This is a genomic window from Mesomycoplasma ovipneumoniae, from assembly GCF_038095995.1.
Classification (GTDB): domain Bacteria; phylum Bacillota_I; class Bacilli_A; order Mycoplasmatales; family Metamycoplasmataceae; genus Mesomycoplasma; species Mesomycoplasma ovipneumoniae_F.
Map to the genome: position 1 here is coordinate 331,816 of NZ_CP146005.1, position 18,084 is coordinate 349,899.

Below are 18,084 nucleotides of genomic sequence, written 5' to 3' on the forward strand. Positions count from 1 at the left end.
AAATTAAAATTTAATTTACAAATTTATGGAGGCGTAAGTGAGTAAAATCGGAAGATTTATATCGACAGTCTTAGCTGTTATTGTTGGGAATATTCTCCTATTTGCAATAATAATTGCTACTTTATATTTTTTATTTAAAAAGCAAATTGAAAGTTTTGAAATTGATAAAATCAAGGCGTCATTTGAAGAATTTCAAAAAACTTTTTCAAAATTGGACTCAGAGCAAATTAGAAAATTTCAAGAAGGTTTTGATAAACTTGCAAATTTAGATCTAGATTCGCTTAAAACACAAATTGATGCATTAAAAGATGCGCCAGAAAAATTGCAAAAAGCGCTACAATCTGTTGAAGAACTTTCAAAAGCATTAAAAAATATACAAACTGCACAGTCTGCCGCTGCTACTGGTGCCGCTACGATTGTTTCTCAAGCAGTTATGAATCTAGGATCAACTCCAAGTTTATTTAATTTTTTAAATGCTGCTCCTTTTATTAAAATTTAATTTAAAAATTATTTATTCAATTAAATTTTAAAATCAATAAAAAACTACCAATCGGTAGTTTTTTATTGCAAGTTTTTAATAACTTTTTCTTTTCCAAGTTTGATGGCAAAAATTCACTTTTTAGTGAATATAAATATGCAAAAATACCGGCAAATCCGTGTTTTTGATCCTAAAATCTTAATTCTTATTATTTTAAAATCAAACTTTGTAAAAAAAAAAAAAAAAAAATGTTTGGTCTAAAATAAAATTATGTTATAATAACTCTCACTAAGAATGAATTAATAAATTTTGATATTGAATTAGGGAGGATAAGATATGTTTTTGCCATAAAAAAATCAGTAAATGCGAATTTTCCATCACATTTTTAAATGTGATGGAATGCCATAAATGTAATCGTTTAGAAATCTATAAATTTATGGGTTTTAATTATTGTTCTTTCAAAACTTCATATATTTTTTTAGGCTCAATGTAAGTAAAAACGAGTTTTATATTTACATTGAGTTTAAATAGTAGTTGTATTTTTTATGATTTTTGTTATTTTGTCCATAAATTGATTTTTGCCAGTGTTTTAAAATAGATAATTAACTTTTGCAAAAAAGTTAAAAAGTGCCCAAAAAACTGGACACTTTTTAAGATTATCTTATTAAAATGGCAAACTCGGGAATAAGTTTTAGTCGTCAGATTTGATTGCCCGTTGTTTAACAATTACATCAGAAATATTTTTTGGAACAACTTCATAGTGATCAAATTGCATTTGGTAAGTTCCTCGTCCTGATGTCATTGAACGTAATTGGGTTGAATATCCAAACATTTCTGCTAAAGGAACATGTCCACGAATAACATTTGCTCCATCAGATCTAGTTTCTTGTTCACGAACAAGTCCACGACGGCGTGATAAATCACCCATAACGTCTCCGGCATATTCAGCAGGAGCAAAAACAGAAACGTCCATAATTGGCTCAAGTAAAACAGTTCCAACGGCATCACGAGCACGTGAAAGCGCTTTTGAAGCGGCAATTTTAAAGGCCATTTCTGAAGAGTCAACTTCGTGGAAAGAACCGTCAAATAAAGTTGCTCTTACATTAATTAAAGGATATCCGGCCAAAATTCCGGCTTGCATTTTTTCTTCAAGACCTTTTTGAATTGATTTTATATACTCTTTTGGAATTTTTCCACCGACAATTTTATCAATAAAATCAAATCCTTCTTCTGGATTAGGTTCAAATTTAATTCAAACATGACCATATTGTCCACGCCCACCGGATTGTTTGATGTATTTTCCTTCAACTTCAGCGGATTTTGTAATTGTTTCACGGTAAGAAACTTGTGGTTTTCCAACGCGTGCTTGTACGTTAAATTCACGTTTTAGCCGGTCAACAATAATATCAAGGTGTAATTCTCCCATTCCTGCGATAATTGTCTGTCCAGTTTCAGTGTCGGTTCAAGTTTTGAAAGTTGGATCTTCGTTTGCAAGTTTTTGGAGGGCATTAGCTAGTTTTTCAACTTCAGCTTTTGAAAATGGTTCAAGCGACTGGGAAATAACAGGTTCAGGAAAACTCATTTTTTCAAGCACAAAAGTTTTGGACTTTTCAGAAATTAGTGTATCACCTGTTGTTGTGTCTTTGAGACCAACAAAAGCACCAATATCACCGGTACGAACTTCGTTGATTTCTTCACGTGAATTAGCATGCATTGCTAAAATACGGCCAACACGTTCTTTTTTACCTTTTGTTGAGTTAATTATGTAAGTTCCTTTTGTCAGACTTCCTGAATAAACACGGAAGAAAGTTAGTGATCCAACAAAAGGGTCGTTCATAATTTTGAAAGCTAAGGCAGAAAATTCTTCATTGTCATCAGCTTGAATTGTAATTTCTTGATCATCGCGGAAAGCTCTAACTGGCGGAACATCAAGTGGTGAAGGTAAATAATCAATGACAGCGTCGATCATTTTCTTTACACCTTTATTTTTAAAAGATGAACCACAAACAACCGGGAAAAAATCACCACTAATTGTTGCTTTACGAATTGCTGCTTTTAGTTGCTCAGCTGAAATTTCTTTTTCCTCAAGAAGATCGTTAAATAAATTTCCATCATAGTCAGCAACTGCTTCTGCGAGAGCAAGGCGCATTAGTGCTGCTTTGTCTTGTAATTCACTTGGAATTGGAATTTCATATTCAACTTCTTCTTTTTGACCATCGTAGTTGTAAGCTTTCATTTCAACAAGGTCAATAATTCCGCTAAAATCAGACTCAGCACCAATATTTAACTGAATTGCCACAGCATTACCGTTTAATTTAGTGCGCACAGATTCAATTGAAGCCTCAAAATTAGCACCAGCTTTATCCATTTTATTAACATAAACAACACGAGGAACACCATAAGTTGTTGCTTGTCTTCAAACAGTTTCAGTTTGGGGCTCAACACCTGATTGGGCATCAAGAACAGCAACTGCTCCATCAAGAACCCGGAGTGAACGTTCAACTTCAACGGTAAAATCAACGTGTCCTGGGGTGTCAATTATGTTAATTCTTTTACCTTTTCAAAAAGCAGTTGTTGCTGCAGAAGTTATGGTAATTCCACGTTCTTTTTCTTGTTCCATTCAGTCCATTTGGCTAACTCCGTCATGAGTTTCACCAATTTTGTGAATTTTACCAGTGTGGAATAAAATTCTTTCGGTTGTTGTTGTTTTTCCGGCATCAATATGGGCCATAATTCCGATATTACGGTAATCTTTTAGTTCAAATTTTCGTGACATATTTCTAAATTCCTACCATTTAAAGTGTGCAAAAGCGCGGTTTGCTTCAGCCATTTTGTGAGTATCTTCTTTTTTCTTGAAGGCCCCACCTGTTTTATTATAAGCATCAATTATTTCATTTGCAAGACGAACAACCATTGTTTTTTCGTTACGTTTTCTGGCAAAAAGAATTAATCAACGCAAAGCAAGAGTCTGTTGACGTTTTAGGCGAACTTCCATTGGAACTTGATAGTTTGTTCCCCCGATTCGACGTGAACGAACTTCTGTTAAGGGAGTTACATTTTTTACAGCTTGTTCAAAAACTTCAAGAGCATTTTTTTGAGTTTTTTCTTCAACTAATTTAAATGATGAATAAAGAATGTTTTGGGCAGTAGTTTTTTTCCCGTCTAACATAACGCTATTTATTGCTTTTGTGATCAGTTTTGAGTTAAAAACTGGATCAGCAAGCACGTCGCGCACTGGGGCTTGTTTTTTTCGTGACATGTTTGTCTCCTTTTAAAAAATGTCGTATTTTATAGCTTTTTTTAGATTTTTACTTTGAAGTTTTAGGTTTTTTAGCTCCGTATTTGGAACGACCTTGGGCTCTTTTTGCAACACCTGTTGTATCTTGAGTTCCACGGACAATGTGATAACGAATCCCTGGTAAGTCTTTAACTTTTCCACCACGAATTAAAACAATTGAGTGTTCTTGTAAATTGTGGCCCTCACCGGGAATATAGGCATTAACTTCAATTCCATTTGAAAGTTTTACCCTTGCAAATTTACGTAATGCTGAGTTAGGTTTTTTAGGAGTCATAGTTGCAACTCTTGTGCAAACTCCACGTTTAAAGGGCGAGCTAATTTTTAGTTCTTTTTTGTGCAAAGAATTATATAACATATTCAATGCAGGAACTTTTGACTTTCAAGTTTTCTTAACTCGGCACCCTTTTGCTAATTGAGAAATTGTTGGCATTTTTTCCTTTAAATGAATGTTTTTTTCGGGTTATAACAACGGTATCAGTGTTATAAAAAAAATTATTAAAATAAAATTTAAGTTAAATTATAGATACAATTTTAACATTTTTTAAAAATAATACAAACTAATTTTCAATTTTTATGTTCCCTAGTTGTTTTGCTATTTCTTCAATGTTTGCATCTTGAGATAAAAGCTCATTTTTCTTTTCTTCATAAAAATTAATTTTTTCTGTTGCCTTTTTATAAACATTTTCAAAAACAAAAAAAGAAGAAAGCGAACTTACAAAACTAATAATTGCATTAATAAAAGCAATTGCAACAAATAACTTAACCGCAGTTGAATTAGGGTTTTTAGTAATTGCATAGGCTGATAAAATACCATTAAAAGCCGACATTAAAATTAAGGCAATACTAGCAAACAAAAAAATACTCTTAGAAACACGTGCTTTTGCCGTTAATTTTATAACATCAAGTTCAATTTTTGAAAGCAATTTTTCTTTATTCATTAGTTTGTTCCTTTTTATCAATGTTAGTTTTTTGCTCTTTTTGTTTATTTTCAAGGGCTTTAAGAATTCCTAAAAATTTACAAATTGAATTAAAAAGTTCAATTTGTAAATTTTGTGAATTTGCATATTTTCCTGTTTTTGTTTCAAACAAAATTATTTCAATTTTTAAAAAGTCATTAATTTCTTGGTTGCGAATTCAACGTGGTTTTATTAGAAAAAGCGCAAAAAGACTGTTAATAATTGAGATTGAAAGGTTAATTCATAAGACAAAAATTGGTCATTGGTCAACTTTTGCTCCATTTTCGTCAGTTGAAATAAAAAAATTGGCAAAAGGTTCAAATTCGTTTAATTTTGGCGAAGCTAATTTAAAAATACCCATTAAGGTCGAAAAAAATCCAAAAAAAATACTAAAAATGGAAACTGTTCAAAATAAAATTTGAAAAATCCTTGCTTTTACAAGCGTTTTTCTGTATAAAAATTTAGCAAATTCATAAGAATCTGAATCAAGTCGGACATTTTTTATAACCATTTTTTACCACCAAAAACTATTTTTTTAAGAATTTTTATTTTTGAAACATCCTTTTTTTGAAAATAAAAATCAGAGATCAATTGATAGTCCTGTTCAAATTTTTCAAAACTATAATTTGGATCATTTTGAATTTGAAAATATAAATAACTTAGCTCTCTTTGGGCTTTTTTATATTCTTTAAACTTCATAACTTCACGAAAAACTGCAAGAAATAAGTTAATAAAAAAAGTAAGACAAATAAAACTAGCCAAAACAATAGTTAGTCCAAGGTCATTAAAAACTGATTTATTTTCAGATTCAATCAAATTATAACGATTAATTTCTGTTATAATTACCCAAATTGCCAAGGAAATTACTATAATATTTGAGAAAAAAGTTATCCATTTAACAGCATTAGTGCCATAATAAGCAATTTTTTGATTTCTTTTTAGTCTAGCTTGTTTTGTTTGGATAAATTTTATAAGTTGTTCAACTGCTTCATTTTTATTCATTTTATTATCACTAACTTAATTGTTTTTATTAATCACAAAAATTAATAATTATATCACTTAATCCATTTATATTTTGAAAAATGTGCCAAAAAGTTAAAAAATGACTAGAAATTAAACGAAGTCAGCATAAAAACGCTAACTTCGTTTATTATGGTACAATGTTAGTTATTGAGACAAAATCACAAATTTTATTTAGCTACTAGGTAGCAAATAAAAAGATGAAATTTTTCAAGTAAATTAATTTACTAATTTATTTTCAATTGCTCTATATTTTTTTTCTTTTCTTATTTTTAAAAAATGAGTAGTGACTCTAAAAATAATAGTTGAAAATACAATATAGAATAATGAGATTCAAATAAGATCTAAACTAATGCGACCAATTATGTAACCTGCTGATCTATCGGCAACAAAATCACTAAAAAATGGCAATTTAATTGAAATAAAAAACAGTATAAAGCTAACAATAAGAATAAATAATGATATAAAAATTCAATATAAATTTACTTTTTTACTTATATCAACGTCAAAACTTTGAATAGTTCCATTGTTTATTTTGAAATTTCTTAAAGCAAAAACAAAAACAATAACAGTAGTTAAAAGTAAAATTATAATTACTGCACTTGTTGAAATTATTGGGTAGATATCAGCGACACCTCTATGAGTTACATAATCAATTTTTGGTGCTAATTCAAACCCTTTTTCTTTGAGTTTTGACAATAAATTTTGCTCGCTTTGATCGTAAAAAACACTTAGTCTTAAAGGTTTATTTTCATTTATTGAATCAGAAAAAAGCTGAGCTACATTTTGGTTAAATTCTATTCTATTTGCTTCATCAGTTTCAAGAATTCCAGTAATTTTAAAATTAAAAAGATGATCTCTGAAAAATAAGAAATTAATATTTTCTATTTTAAAAGTTATTTCATCACCTACATTTAAATTTAAATTGGAATTTTTACTTAAATGATTAATTAGACCTTGACTAACAAGAATTTCGTTTTTATTTTCAGTAAAACGACCTGTTTTAAGCTTTTTATCATTTTTATCAAGATTAAAATTTTCATTAGAATGTAAATCAGAAAATGTAGAAACTTTAGAATCAACAGCATTTTCTATATTTGAAGTTTTTACACTATTGTATGCTAAATTTTTAACTAAAGATTCAAAAAACCAATTTTGACCTTGGTTTTGATTGAGAAATATTTTTGACTTATCAAAAATATTTTCAAGTAAATTTTTATACGCATTATTAGACATTACAACAAGATAATCTTGATGATCATTATCAAATCCTACTGTTCCTACAACCTTAAATTTTTTAGTATAAATTAATTCATTTTTATTAGTTGCGCGATTTAATATTTGATATTTATAATCAATATAATCGCCAATTTTAACTTTTTTTAAATCAGCATAATCTCGCGAAACTATTATTTCATCATCATTTTCTAAAAATTTACCATGAAAATTAGTATAGTTTTTCATATCATTTTTAAAAAAATCATTGATTTCAACTGGCAAAATTTTAGTTGGTATAAAAGGTGGAGCGGTAGATGAGTCTTCATTCATAAAATCGCCAAAATCTAATTCTGATTCACCATTTGAAATATATTTAACAGATTTTAAGTTTTTTATCTCTGAAATTTCGTTACTTCCAAACTCTTTTCCATTTTTTCTGACAATAGTTATTCGTTGATTTTGCAAATTATAAATGGGTAAATCAAAATTTTTATCAGCTTCTCATAAAAATAAAATAAGTAAAATTGAAAAAATTGAAAAAATTATAAGGAAAAATGATAAAAATCAATTCTTCCGAAGATTAGTTTTTAAATATTTTGAAAAAATTAATGAATTTGTAAATTTTTTTTCTTTTGTTTTTTTCATCAAAAAACACCTTAATTTAGCTATATTAATAAATGTCGTAATCTCTAATTAGATTACCATTTTTATCAATTGCAAGTCCTCCCGAGTTTCCCAGTTTTAAGACAAAAATTCACTTTTTAGTGAATATAAATATGAAGAAACACCCGTAAATCGGTGTTTTTTTAATGTAAAACCTTAATTTTATAAGTAGCATTTGGTAGCATTTTAAGTAATTTTATGGTATAATTATAAATTATGAAAAAACAAAAATTAACTAAGTTGGTTTAGTATCGATGTTGCAAAAATTAAGACAAAGGGTTGAATTTAACACTTTAGATCAGCAAATTATATTTAAAAAACACGATGGTGTCCCTAGCGATCCAAACATTTGAAATAGATATGATTTTTACTTTGATATCTTAATAAATCACTAATAAAATTGTAACCAACTTTTACCAAAAAACTTAAAAAAGTCCCTAAAACCAGATACTTTTTTAAAATTACCTTATGAAACTGGGAAACTCGGGAAAAAACACCTTAATTTAGCTATATTAATAAATGTCGTAATCTCTAATTAGATTACCATTTTTATCAATTGCAAGTCCTTCTTCAAAAATTTCTGGATATGAATAAATCTCACCATTTGCGCTTAATAATTTTTGTTTAGGTGGATGATTTTTTATATAATCATCATCTATTTTAAATCCTCATCAATAACCCATTGATCAAAAACTTCAAATATCTCATTTAGAAATAAGTAAATTAGAATAATCCGACCATCCGAAATTTACAAGATATTTTTCTGTATCTGGATCATATCCATATAAAACAATGTTGTGGCCACCACCAAAATTAGCAAAAGATACCATAACTGGCATTCTATTTTTAAGTAAAAAAGTTTCAGGGTTACTTGAATGCATAAAATTGGCAGAATAATCAGTTGTTATATGGTTTTTTATTTCTTTTCCTTTTAGAAATTTTTCTAATGTACTAGTGAAATAAGAAGCATACTTAACATCTTGGTATTTATCATTAAGTTCAAACAATTGATATGGAAGTGAATTATATGTAGTAGTTCCATCTTTAGATTTTTTATATAAATAATATTTATGTTCTGCAACACCATCACTTAAGTTATGAGAATAATTATTTTCTATATCAAAATATCTACCAATTTCTTCATCACTAAATATTCCAGATGCAATGAATGTTTCAGCATATTCTAACATTAAAGACATAGCAATATATTCACAAAGCCCGCCTTTTTTCCCAGGACTCCTTTGATGTTCTATATAGCCAAGTTTTGAAACTGAATCTTTTGCCTTAAATCATCAGGAATTGTCAAGACCCATATTAAAAGAATAAAGATTTTTAACTTTTCCAGCGTTTGCTTTTATTTCGCTAGCACTTGCAGTTCCACGCCTTGTACGAAATTTATAATTAAAATATTCTGCTTTTTTAGCCTTGTTTTTTTCTGTATTCAGCCTAGTTACACTTAAATATATATGTTTTTGATTCTTTATAAGTTCAACTATTTTTTCATCTAATTTCTGTTTAGAAACTAACCCAAAATAGTCGCCATCAACTTGATAATGTAATGAAAATCCAGGAATATAAACGACATTATTTTTATCAAATAATTCCTTATCAAAACTAGAATTTGCAATTTCATTAGTTTCATAATTTTCAAGAGTTATTATTAAATAATGATTAGTAAATTGTAAAAATAACAGTGGTTGATCGAAAATGTTTTTTAGAACTCTATGATATAAAAAATCCTGAGTTGTATTAGTTTTTTTAAATAATTCTACTTTTGATGCTTTAATAAAAAAATCTAATTGTTGTTGATTTAAAATAGTTTTATTTTGATCTGCTTTTATAACAATGTGTTCAAATAAGCCTATCATTTTTAATTTTCCTATTTTGTAATATTAATTTTTGAAAGAGCAATTAACAATTTAAAACAAATAGTATATAAAATATTTTTTTGGGAGTGCTCACAAAATTTGTGAGGCAAATTTTTTCGTTATTTTACAAACTAAATTATACATCAAGTTTTTTAGAAATATAAAAAAAACTTGGTTTTTAAAATTTTTGTGGTATAATGCAAAGACAAATAAGAATTAATAATTTTGCTCTTTCAAAACTGAATATTTGCTTGTATTGGAAAGTATTTTTTTGTTTTTGTCTTTGAATTTGCTTGACTTTTTAATAATTTTTTTGATTAAAAATATTAAAAAGTGCTATAATTTTAAAGCAATAAGCGCCATCATAGCTCAGTCGGTAGAGCACATCCATGGTAAGGATGGGGTCGCAGGTTCGATTCCTGTTGTTGGCACCATATCTTTTTGGCCAATGATGCTAAAATAAAAGCATCTTTTTTAATTTTTTTTCAAATAAAATATTTGAAAAATTTAAAGGAATTGAATGAAATCTGCTACTGTCTTATTTGTTGGTGATATTTTTGGCGCGCCTGGTATAGAAATGTTTAAAAATCAACTTAATATTTTGAGAAAAAACTATAATTTTGACTTAATAATAGTTCAGGCTGAAAATATTACCGGCAGAAAAGGACTAAATAAAAGGGATTATTTATATTTAAAAGAGCTTGGTGTTGATATTTTTACTATTGGCAATCATGTTTGATCTAATCCTGAAATTGCTTTAATTATTGATAATCCAGATATTGTTAGGCCGCTGAACATTGACAAAGAATATAGTGGAAAAGGCACTACTACAATTTTAAAAAATGGAAAAACATTCAGAATAACTTCGCTTTTAGGTGTGGCATTTAATAAGTTAGTCAAACCTTGAAATCACCAATTTGCTGATAATTTTTTTGATGCAATTGACAAAGTTATTGCCGAAGATGATGCTGATTTTCATATAGTTGATTTTCACGCTGAGACAACAAGTGAAAAAAATGTGCTTGGAATTTATCTAAATGGTAAAATTAATGCGCTTTTAGGAACTCACACTCACGTTCAGACTTCTGATGCTAGAGAATTATCGCTTGGAACGCTTTTTATAACTGATGTTGGAATGACAGGTCCTGCAAATGATGCAATTGGTGTAAAATTCCTTGATGTTTATAATAGAATTCGCTATAATAAAAGCACAAAATTTCAAACTTCGGACAATGACTGCCAATTTAATGCTGTTATTTTAGAAATAACTGATAATTTAAAAAACCAAAAAATTATACCAATCAATATTTATAAATAAATTTTTTGATGTATAATTTTTTGGTTTTTTAAAAGTTTATTTGGACTAATTACTAATGCGGAAATGGCATATTTCTGCGTCTTTTATCAAGTATTCTTTTCCCTCAAGACGAATTTTACCTTTTTCTTTAAGTGCTTTTTCGCTTTTGAACTCAATAAAATCCTCATATGCGATAATTTCAACTCTTATGAATTTTTTAACAAAATCAGAGTGAATAATTCCACTACAATCAACTGCAGTTGTATTTTTCCTAAATATTCATGAGCGAACTTCTTTTTTTCCAACAGTAAAAAAAGTTCCTAAGCCAAGAAGTTTAAAACTATTAAGAACAAGAAAATCAAGAGATGATTTTTCTAGTCCAAATTCTTGTAAAAAGAGTTGTTTTTCTTCCTGGTCAAGTTGGGAAATTTCGTGTTCTAAGGCAACGCAAATTGGGATTAAAATTGCATTTTCCTTTTCAAGATAAGCCTTAAGCTCAGAAAAATAAGGATTTTTTAGGGGATCGCTGACAGATTTTTGGTCAATGTTAACAACATATAAAATTGGCTTTATACTTAAAAGTTGCCAATTCTTGATTATTTGACGCTCTTCATTATCTAAAGATAAATCGCGTAAAGACTTATCTTTTTGCAAATGGTCTTTTGCTTTTTTAGCAAGTTCAAACTCAACTTTTGCTTGTTTGTCGTTTGTATTGTTAATTTTTTTACTAAGTCGGGTAATAATTGACTCAATTGAACTTAAATCGGCAAGAATTAGCTCTAAATTTATTGTTTGGATGTCAAAAATAGGATTTACTTGGTTATTAACGTGAATTATTTTTGAATCATCAAAACAGCGAACAACATGAACTAGACAATCAACATTACGAATATTCTCAAGAAATTTATTACCTAATCCTTCGCCCAGTGATGCTCCTTTTATTAAACCAGCAATATCGACAAAAGAGTAAGTAGAAAATACAATTTTATTTGGCTTAACGATATCGGCTAAATTGATTAGTCTTGGATCACGGATTTCAACAGTTGCAATGTTTGAGTCTATTGTTGCAAAGGGATAATTAGCAATTTCAACATTCATTTTTGTCAGTGCTGAAAAAAGCGATGATTTTCCGACATTAGGAAGTCCAATAAGACCTGCTTTTAGATTCATATTATATTATTATGATTAAACTCGAGTTTTATCGTAACTTCCACGGATTCTGTCACCAATAAATGGAAGTAAAGCGACAAAACGTGCTCTTTTAATTGCTAGTGATAATTTACGTTGGTGTTTTGCGCAATTACCTGTAATTCTTGAAGGTTGAATTTTTCCAAAAGAGTTAATATAACGTTGAAGCACTTCAGTTGACTTATAGTCAATGTAAAAAAGTTTAGCTTCACAAAATTGGCACACTTTTTTCTTGAATTTTTTAGCGTATTTTTTGTTCATTTTTGCATTCCTTTTTAATTTTATTTGTTAGGATCAAGATCATCAATATCTCAGTCAGCAAATGGATCATTATCATCACTAGTAATTTCAACATTAGTTTCATCAAAGTTTATTGAGGGTTCTGACTGAAAAATGTTATCTTCTTGAAATGATCTTTTATCATTTTGGGGAAGTTGAAAATCATCAAATAAAGGTTCAAAAGTTGGTTCACCAACTTTTTGAGCTAATTTTTGACGCCGCATTTCTAATTGTTCTTTAGTTTCTAATAAACGAAAGTAATCAACATTTACTTCATAATTAGTAAGATAATTTGTTGTATTTGACACAACACGATTAGCTTGTAAAGAACCTTCGATTGCTACTAAACTTCCTACGGTAATTAGTTTGTCGAGCAATGTTGCATTTTGTCGTCAAGCAACTACGGGAATAAAATCAGTAATTGTAGGCGAATTTTGACTATATTTTCGTCTATCAATCGCTAAATTAAATCGAATAAAATTAACATTTGACTTTGTTGTCATAAATACAGGTTTAGAAGAAACGCGTCCAATTAAAATAATTCGATTCATAATTATTTTTACAGTTTTTACCTATTTTTATTTATTGACTAAAAAAGGTAAAAACTATTGGGATTCCTGTACTTTTTTAGCATTATCAACATCAGTTTCTGACTGGTTTGTTGAAGAAGATGAAGTTTTTCCGCGTTGAGATGAGTTAGCCTTATCTGATGACTGTTGGGCAAAACCTTGTTTTGCTCCGCCTTGGGCATTAGGTCTAAAATTTCGACGTTGAAACGGTTTATCACTTTTTTCTGTCTGGTTAGCTGCGTTTTGATCTTGGCGAGCTCGCGGCGCTGATTTGAAATTAGGTCGATCTGAATGATCACGTCTTACATTTGTTCTTTTATGGCGATCGGAATTTTTTGGTTTCTGGTTAAAACCTTTTTCAGAATCAAGATTAATTATCAAGTAACGTCAAATTGATTTAGTAATATTCGCACGGCGAACAAATTCTTCAATTAAGTTAGCTGGCGAATCAAGATTAATTAAAAAATATTGTGCTGTTTTTGATTTTTTAATAGGGTAAGCAAGACTTGAATTTTCAAGCTTAACAAGTTTGTATGACGAATTTTGACTAAAAATAGCAGAAAGCAAATTTTCTAATATTGTTGCTTCTGCTTTTGGGTCTAAAATTGTCATAATTTCGTATTTTGGCATATTAATTCTCCTTATGGGCTTGTGGGTTATAAAAATAACCAAGGATGTTTTATTTAATTTAAAACTAGTTTGAAATTATACCATAAAAAACTAAAAAAATAAAAAATTAACTAAAATAATTTAGTTAATTTTCTTGGTCTAATTATATTATATATGGCGCGCCCGGAAGGAGTCGAACCCTCAACCTCTTGGGCCGTAACCAAACACTCTGTCCAATTGAGCTACGGGCGCATTACATTTTGGAGGCACCAACCGGACTCGAACCGGTACATCAAGGTGTTGCAGACCTATGCCTTACCATTTGGCTATGGTGCCATTGCCTAAAAACCATTAAATATAATTATAACATATTTTAGTTTTAAACAAAGAAATTTTTGATTTTTTTGTTTTCTGAAAAATTCTTAGGCTTAAAATATCAAACTATTTTTCAGAGTCTTGTTGTGCAAGAATTTGAGTTAAAAGCTTAATTAATTCTTGTTTTTTTAACTGTTCAAAACCAGAAATTTCTAATTTTTGGGCAATTTCGTGTAATTGTGTTAAATTTAATTTTTCAAGTGCAATTTTTATTCTTTCTTCTTTTGTTTTAGGTTTGTTTTGAGCTTCTTGAGTTTGTGTGTTTTCAGGGTTATTTGCTTGCTGTGCATTCATTGGATTTTGGTGACCTAAGTCAAAAATATTCATAAATTCAGAATATGCCTTAGGATCTTTTTTCATTTCATCAATACGTTTTTCAATAATGAATAATGTTCGAGATAGTTTGAATATTGACTTAATTTTAAGCACTTTTGTATAGAAAAATGGAATTAAAACAAAAATTAGGCCAATAAGAATTATTTGAATAGTTAATATTGCGACAAAATTTTGATTATTAAGGCTTAAATTTCCAATCATTACTATTGTTGAATTTATAATTGAAAGAGCAGCAGTAGAAAATGAAACGAACGTGAAAAAGAAGGAACGATCGCCAAGAGGTGCAAAATCTTTCGCTTTATATGATGTAAAAACAGAATATACATAAAAAAATAAGCTTGTAACAGTAAATAAAATTGATAAAATCGAAAAAGCGCGACCAATATTTTTAATATCTAAGTCTAAAAAAAGTTGAACACTTAAAAAAACACCTAGCAAAAGGAGTAACACCGGATAAGAAAAAATTCAAATTCGGTATTGCTTTTTTTCATTTTTTCACAACTCAGCAACTGATGGAACTTTATTTTTTCCAAATGGATTTTCTCAAACCATACACCCTCCAATATAAATTACTATAATATAATTATAAAATAATTTAGAATAATATTATAAAAAAGATGACATATTTAACTAAGTTTGGAATATTGATCTATATCCTTGTTTTGATAATTGTACCAAATTCGGTCGATTTTTGAAATTTTATCAATTTTTTTTGCAGTATCACTAATTTCTTTTGAGGTTAAAAGCGCGGTAAAAAAAGAGCAAAAGTCAGTAGCATATTTTTTAGTTCCCTGAAATTTATTAAGACCAACTATCATTGTGTAATTTTTGTTTTTTCAAAGCAGCCCACGAAAAAAATATAAATTTTTAGTGTATAAAACTTCTTCGATAATTCAAGTTTCACAATAATTTCCTTCAAGAAATGATAAATAATAGTCTCAAACTAACAATTTAGCTTTGATTTGATTAAATAAGCTTCGATTTGTATGAATATTTCATTTTTGAAAACTAGTGAATTTTTCTGTTAATTTCCCGTTGTTAATAAGAGTTATTATCTTTTTTGTTGGTCAATTTTTTAAAAATGGTATTTTTTTAAGCCCAATTCCGTGTGGAAAATCAAGTAAATTTGGCTTAATTGCAAAAACTTTTTCAATTTGGTTACACCAAATTGCTATTGTTCGATATTGTTCAACAACCTTTTGATATCTTAACAGATTTTCTTGAATTTTATTAACTCAATGATTAATTGGATCCATTTTACCCTTTTATTAAAAATTTTAATAGTGCTTTTTTCAATAAAATTAAGTAAAAAAGAAATTTTGGGCATAAAAAGTAAAAAATAATTATTTTTTTTACTTTTTATTAGCCTAGTCTGTTATTGTAATTGTTTTTGTTTCAACAGGTAGACCTAAACCTGAAAGTTGACTTTTAAGTGATGCGTTTTCGACATAAATTTTGTTAAAAGTGGCACTTTTCTTTGCTACATCAACAAATTTGGATAATTGACTAAAGGCATCGCCAGAAAATGAACTACCAGTTATATAAAGCGGAATATTTGAAAGGGTTTTTCCATTTTCGTCTTTTATATAAATTCCCGGTTGTCGGATAGGTCCATTAACAAGTCTTGAAGTAAATTGGGAATTTTGAAAGTCGCTTGTGTCGACTTTATATACATAATTTGGTCCTGTTGAGCTAGAATCATTTGTTTTTGAGGCCCCAAAATATAAATATTGGAAAAGCAAAGTAATATGGCCAGGATTTTTTTGTGATTCAGCTTCAACTTCTCAACTTTGGAGTTTTTCATTAAAAAGTTTCTCTGTTTTAGCAAAGTCAATCCCTTTTAGCGTCTTAATTTTTTTAGATGAAGAAAAGTCAAGATGTAATGGATATCCTCCTCGACCACCAAAGGTTCCTTGAAAAACACGCTGATTAATTTTTGAACTAAAAGCAATTTCAAGCCCTTCGTTAACTTTGTTAGTATCATCTTCCTCATCTCAACGGAGAGTGTCAAAAATAATTGATCCAGCAACTTTTTCTCCAGGTTGGAGATGCATATCACCTTTATTTATATAATCAAAAGAAATAAAGTCGACATTTTTTAGGGCATTAGGATTAATTGCTCAATTGCTTTCGTTGGTTCGTGAATTACTATAGAGTTCTAGTTCGCTTAGTTTGCTGAATTTTTCAAGTCCACGAAGACCATTAATTGCTTGGTGGTCATCTAAAAAGAGCGAAACTTTTTGCATTTGCGGTGGCAATAGGTCTAAAATTTTTTTTATGTTTTGGGTTTTGTGTTTTGCTCCGACATTTTTAAGAACAATTGCTTTGATTGAATTGTCTTTATTAGCAGCATTTTTCATAATCTCGGCAAAAGCTTCAAAGGCAGCATTATCATCCGCATTTAGAACTAAAGTTTTAAATTCTGAAAGGCTACCAGCGGTATTTCCAGGTGCTCGAGTATATTTTATCAGTGAAATGCTACCGTTAGAAAATCCCTTACCATCGGTGAGAACACTAATTTCTGAACTTACATCAGTGTCATTTCACCCTTCATATTTTAGCGATCCAATTTGAGTTCCATCATATCTTGTTCATTTTGAATCAACGGCATTTAATCTTTTTTTATTATTTGCCCTAATTCCATTTACGACAATATTGACTTTTGGTTCTCATCCGTCGGTTGAAGGATCGGGAGTATAACCATCTTTTATCCATTGTAATTGTTGTTCTGTAAAAGGTTGGTCAAGTTGTCTTCGTTGCTCAATTACTTTTAAGTAATTTTGTTCACGCTCAAGATAATTATTTGCAACTCAACGAGTGTATTTATACCCCTCAAGATAGGATTCTAGACTAACTTTTGGCTTACCATCTTCTCCAGTTGGCGCATATTTTCCTCAGTGCTCTTTAATAATTGAAATAACACGGTCTGCTTCAGCAACTTCGGCTTGATATTTATCTCTTTCGCGCCTAACTTCAGCGATTTTTCGGTCTTGTTGTTGTTTTCACAAACCAAGGGCGCGTTGATAAGCTGCATCACCAACATTAACAGAACGCGAATTATTTCTAGTTTGAGTTTGAGGTTGACTTATTGGTCTTGAAGTTGAAATTGTTGGCCGCGATGATATTGTCCTAGTCGGACTTTGGCGTGCAGGTGTTGTTCGAATAGGGATAGTTGATTCAACAGCTTGAATTCTTCTTATCGGTTTAGGGGTTACTTTTTCAGGTAAGGGCTCTATTTTTTCTATTTTTGGTGTTACTATTTGTGGTTTAACTGGATTTTCAATTTTCTCTTTAGGCGTTTCAATTTTTGGTGCAACAAAAACAGTATTTGCTACAGGCGAATTAAATCCAGTATCATTTGGCTGATTTTTTAAAATTATTGAAGGTGCTTGAGTTGAATAGCTAACTTCATTGGACAAAAAATCAAAATTAACTAATGATTGATTAACTGAGTACAAACTTAAAGATAACAATGTTGTTGCCATTGCTAAAATTACAACTTTTCGACGACGGGAAAAATATAGTTTCATATTTGCCTCCAAATTTTCTTATTTATTATAAATGTTTAAATTTAATAATACTTATAATAAATTTTACCAACTAAGTCTAACTTTAGTAGTAAATTTATGTTTTTAAGAGCAAAAAATCATATTAGCCACCTCTGAAATCGTTTTTAAATTTAGATATTATACACTAAAAAACTAAAGTCCAAATTATTTTTACGAGTTTCCCAGTTCGATGAAATAATTTTAAAAAGATGTCCTGGTTTAGTTTTGGGCACTTCTTTAACTTTTTTGGCAAACCCAGAAAAAATAATTATCAAGGCAAAAACACTAAATTTTAAATCTGACCATCACGAAAGAAAAATCTACTTATTAATAAATAAAGCAAACTAAAAAAGTTAAAATTTTACCTTAAAAAGCAAAATTA

Annotated in this window: 18 protein-coding genes and 3 tRNA genes; 4 read left to right on the top strand and 17 right to left on the bottom strand. The window is 29.2% G+C overall.

Annotated elements, in window-relative coordinates; genetic code table 4:
- Positions 1–37: 37 nt before the first annotated feature.
- Positions 38–499, top strand: a complete 462-nt coding sequence (locus V3249_RS01385) for a hypothetical protein (protein WP_341517603.1) — start codon at positions 38–40, stop codon at positions 497–499.
- 670 nt (positions 500–1,169) lie between these two features.
- Here V3249_RS01385 and fusA read toward each other — a convergent pair.
- The 7 genes from fusA to V3249_RS01420 all read right to left on the bottom strand — a co-directional run bounded on the left by fusA (position 1,170) and on the right by V3249_RS01420 (position 7,615).
- On the bottom strand, positions 1,170–3,254 hold the full coding sequence (gene fusA, locus V3249_RS01390) for an elongation factor G (RefSeq protein ID WP_341517604.1): 2,085 nt from the start codon (positions 3,252–3,254) through the stop codon (positions 1,170–1,172).
- A 12-nt stretch (positions 3,255–3,266) separates the two neighbouring features.
- Positions 3,267–3,737, bottom strand: a complete 471-nt coding sequence (gene rpsG / locus V3249_RS01395; RefSeq protein WP_044284507.1) for a 30S ribosomal protein S7 — start codon at positions 3,735–3,737, stop codon at positions 3,267–3,269.
- Between the two features lie 49 nt (positions 3,738–3,786).
- Positions 3,787–4,206, bottom strand: a complete 420-nt coding sequence (rpsL, locus tag V3249_RS01400; protein ID WP_010321104.1) for a 30S ribosomal protein S12 — start codon at positions 4,204–4,206, stop codon at positions 3,787–3,789.
- A gap of 127 nt (positions 4,207–4,333) precedes the next feature.
- A complete protein-coding gene (locus V3249_RS01405; RefSeq protein WP_341517605.1) occupies positions 4,334–4,714 on the bottom strand; it encodes a DUF4231 domain-containing protein in 381 nt (126 codons plus the stop codon).
- A complete protein-coding gene (locus V3249_RS01410; RefSeq protein ID WP_341517606.1) occupies positions 4,707–5,243 on the bottom strand; it encodes a DUF4231 domain-containing protein in 537 nt (178 codons plus the stop codon). The genes V3249_RS01405 and V3249_RS01410 overlap by 8 nt, the downstream gene beginning before the upstream one ends.
- On the bottom strand, positions 5,234–5,734 hold the full coding sequence (locus tag V3249_RS01415; protein ID WP_303571554.1) for a hypothetical protein: 501 nt from the start codon (positions 5,732–5,734) through the stop codon (positions 5,234–5,236). The genes V3249_RS01410 and V3249_RS01415 overlap by 10 nt, the downstream gene beginning before the upstream one ends.
- Positions 5,735–5,971: 237 nt before the next feature.
- Complete coding sequence (locus V3249_RS01420) at positions 5,972–7,615, bottom strand: hypothetical protein (RefSeq protein WP_341517607.1); 1,644 nt, start codon at positions 7,613–7,615, stop codon at positions 5,972–5,974.
- Positions 7,616–7,887: 272 nt separating this feature from the next.
- On the opposite strand from V3249_RS01420, the gene V3249_RS01425 reads away from it, so the two are divergent.
- Positions 7,888–8,028 carry a hypothetical protein gene (locus V3249_RS01425; protein WP_252263094.1) on the top strand — a complete coding sequence of 47 codons (141 nt, stop codon included), beginning with the start codon at positions 7,888–7,890 and terminating at the stop codon, positions 8,026–8,028.
- Positions 8,029–8,145: 117 nt separating this feature from the next.
- Here the strand turns inward: V3249_RS01425 and V3249_RS01430 are convergent, their stop codons facing one another.
- On the bottom strand, positions 8,146–9,501 hold the full coding sequence (locus tag V3249_RS01430; RefSeq protein ID WP_341420609.1) for a putative cysteine peptidase: 1,356 nt from the start codon (positions 9,499–9,501) through the stop codon (positions 8,146–8,148).
- A 358-nt stretch (positions 9,502–9,859) separates the two neighbouring features.
- Here V3249_RS01430 and V3249_RS01435 point away from each other — a divergent pair.
- Positions 9,860–9,935 (top strand) — tRNA-Thr (locus V3249_RS01435).
- Positions 9,936–10,021: 86 nt separating this feature from the next.
- On the top strand, positions 10,022–10,819 hold the full coding sequence (locus V3249_RS01440; RefSeq protein WP_010321111.1) for a TIGR00282 family metallophosphoesterase: 798 nt from the start codon (positions 10,022–10,024) through the stop codon (positions 10,817–10,819).
- A 45-nt stretch (positions 10,820–10,864) separates the two neighbouring features.
- On the opposite strand, the gene ychF is transcribed toward V3249_RS01440, so the two are convergent.
- From ychF to V3249_RS01485, 9 genes are all read right to left on the bottom strand, one after another.
- Positions 10,865–11,968, bottom strand: coding sequence for a redox-regulated ATPase YchF (gene ychF / locus V3249_RS01445; RefSeq protein WP_341517608.1), 1,104 nt, complete (start codon positions 11,966–11,968; stop codon positions 10,865–10,867).
- A 15-nt stretch (positions 11,969–11,983) separates the two neighbouring features.
- Positions 11,984–12,247, bottom strand: a complete 264-nt coding sequence (gene rpsR, locus V3249_RS01450) for a 30S ribosomal protein S18 (protein WP_069096913.1) — start codon at positions 12,245–12,247, stop codon at positions 11,984–11,986.
- Positions 12,248–12,267: 20 nt separating this feature from the next.
- Positions 12,268–12,816 carry a single-stranded DNA-binding protein gene (locus V3249_RS01455; protein ID WP_313359431.1) on the bottom strand — a complete coding sequence of 183 codons (549 nt, stop codon included), beginning with the start codon at positions 12,814–12,816 and terminating at the stop codon, positions 12,268–12,270.
- A gap of 54 nt (positions 12,817–12,870) precedes the next feature.
- On the bottom strand, positions 12,871–13,464 hold the full coding sequence (rpsF, locus tag V3249_RS01460) for a 30S ribosomal protein S6 (RefSeq protein WP_341517609.1): 594 nt from the start codon (positions 13,462–13,464) through the stop codon (positions 12,871–12,873).
- Positions 13,465–13,618: 154 nt separating this feature from the next.
- A tRNA-Arg gene (locus V3249_RS01465) sits at positions 13,619–13,695 on the bottom strand.
- A gap of 9 nt (positions 13,696–13,704) precedes the next feature.
- A tRNA-Cys gene (locus V3249_RS01470) sits at positions 13,705–13,779 on the bottom strand.
- A gap of 105 nt (positions 13,780–13,884) precedes the next feature.
- Positions 13,885–14,706 (bottom strand): Rho termination factor N-terminal domain-containing protein, encoded by an 822-nt coding sequence (locus V3249_RS01475; protein WP_303571559.1) that lies wholly within the window; start codon positions 14,704–14,706, stop codon positions 13,885–13,887.
- Positions 14,707–14,780: 74 nt separating this feature from the next.
- The gene (locus V3249_RS01480) at positions 14,781–15,410 is read right to left on the bottom strand and encodes a hypothetical protein (RefSeq protein WP_341517610.1); all 630 of its coding nucleotides are present in this window, start codon (positions 15,408–15,410) and stop codon (positions 14,781–14,783) included.
- Between the two features lie 111 nt (positions 15,411–15,521).
- Complete coding sequence (locus V3249_RS01485) at positions 15,522–17,684, bottom strand: putative immunoglobulin-blocking virulence protein (protein WP_341517611.1); 2,163 nt, start codon at positions 17,682–17,684, stop codon at positions 15,522–15,524.
- Positions 17,685–18,084 lie beyond the last annotated feature (400 nt).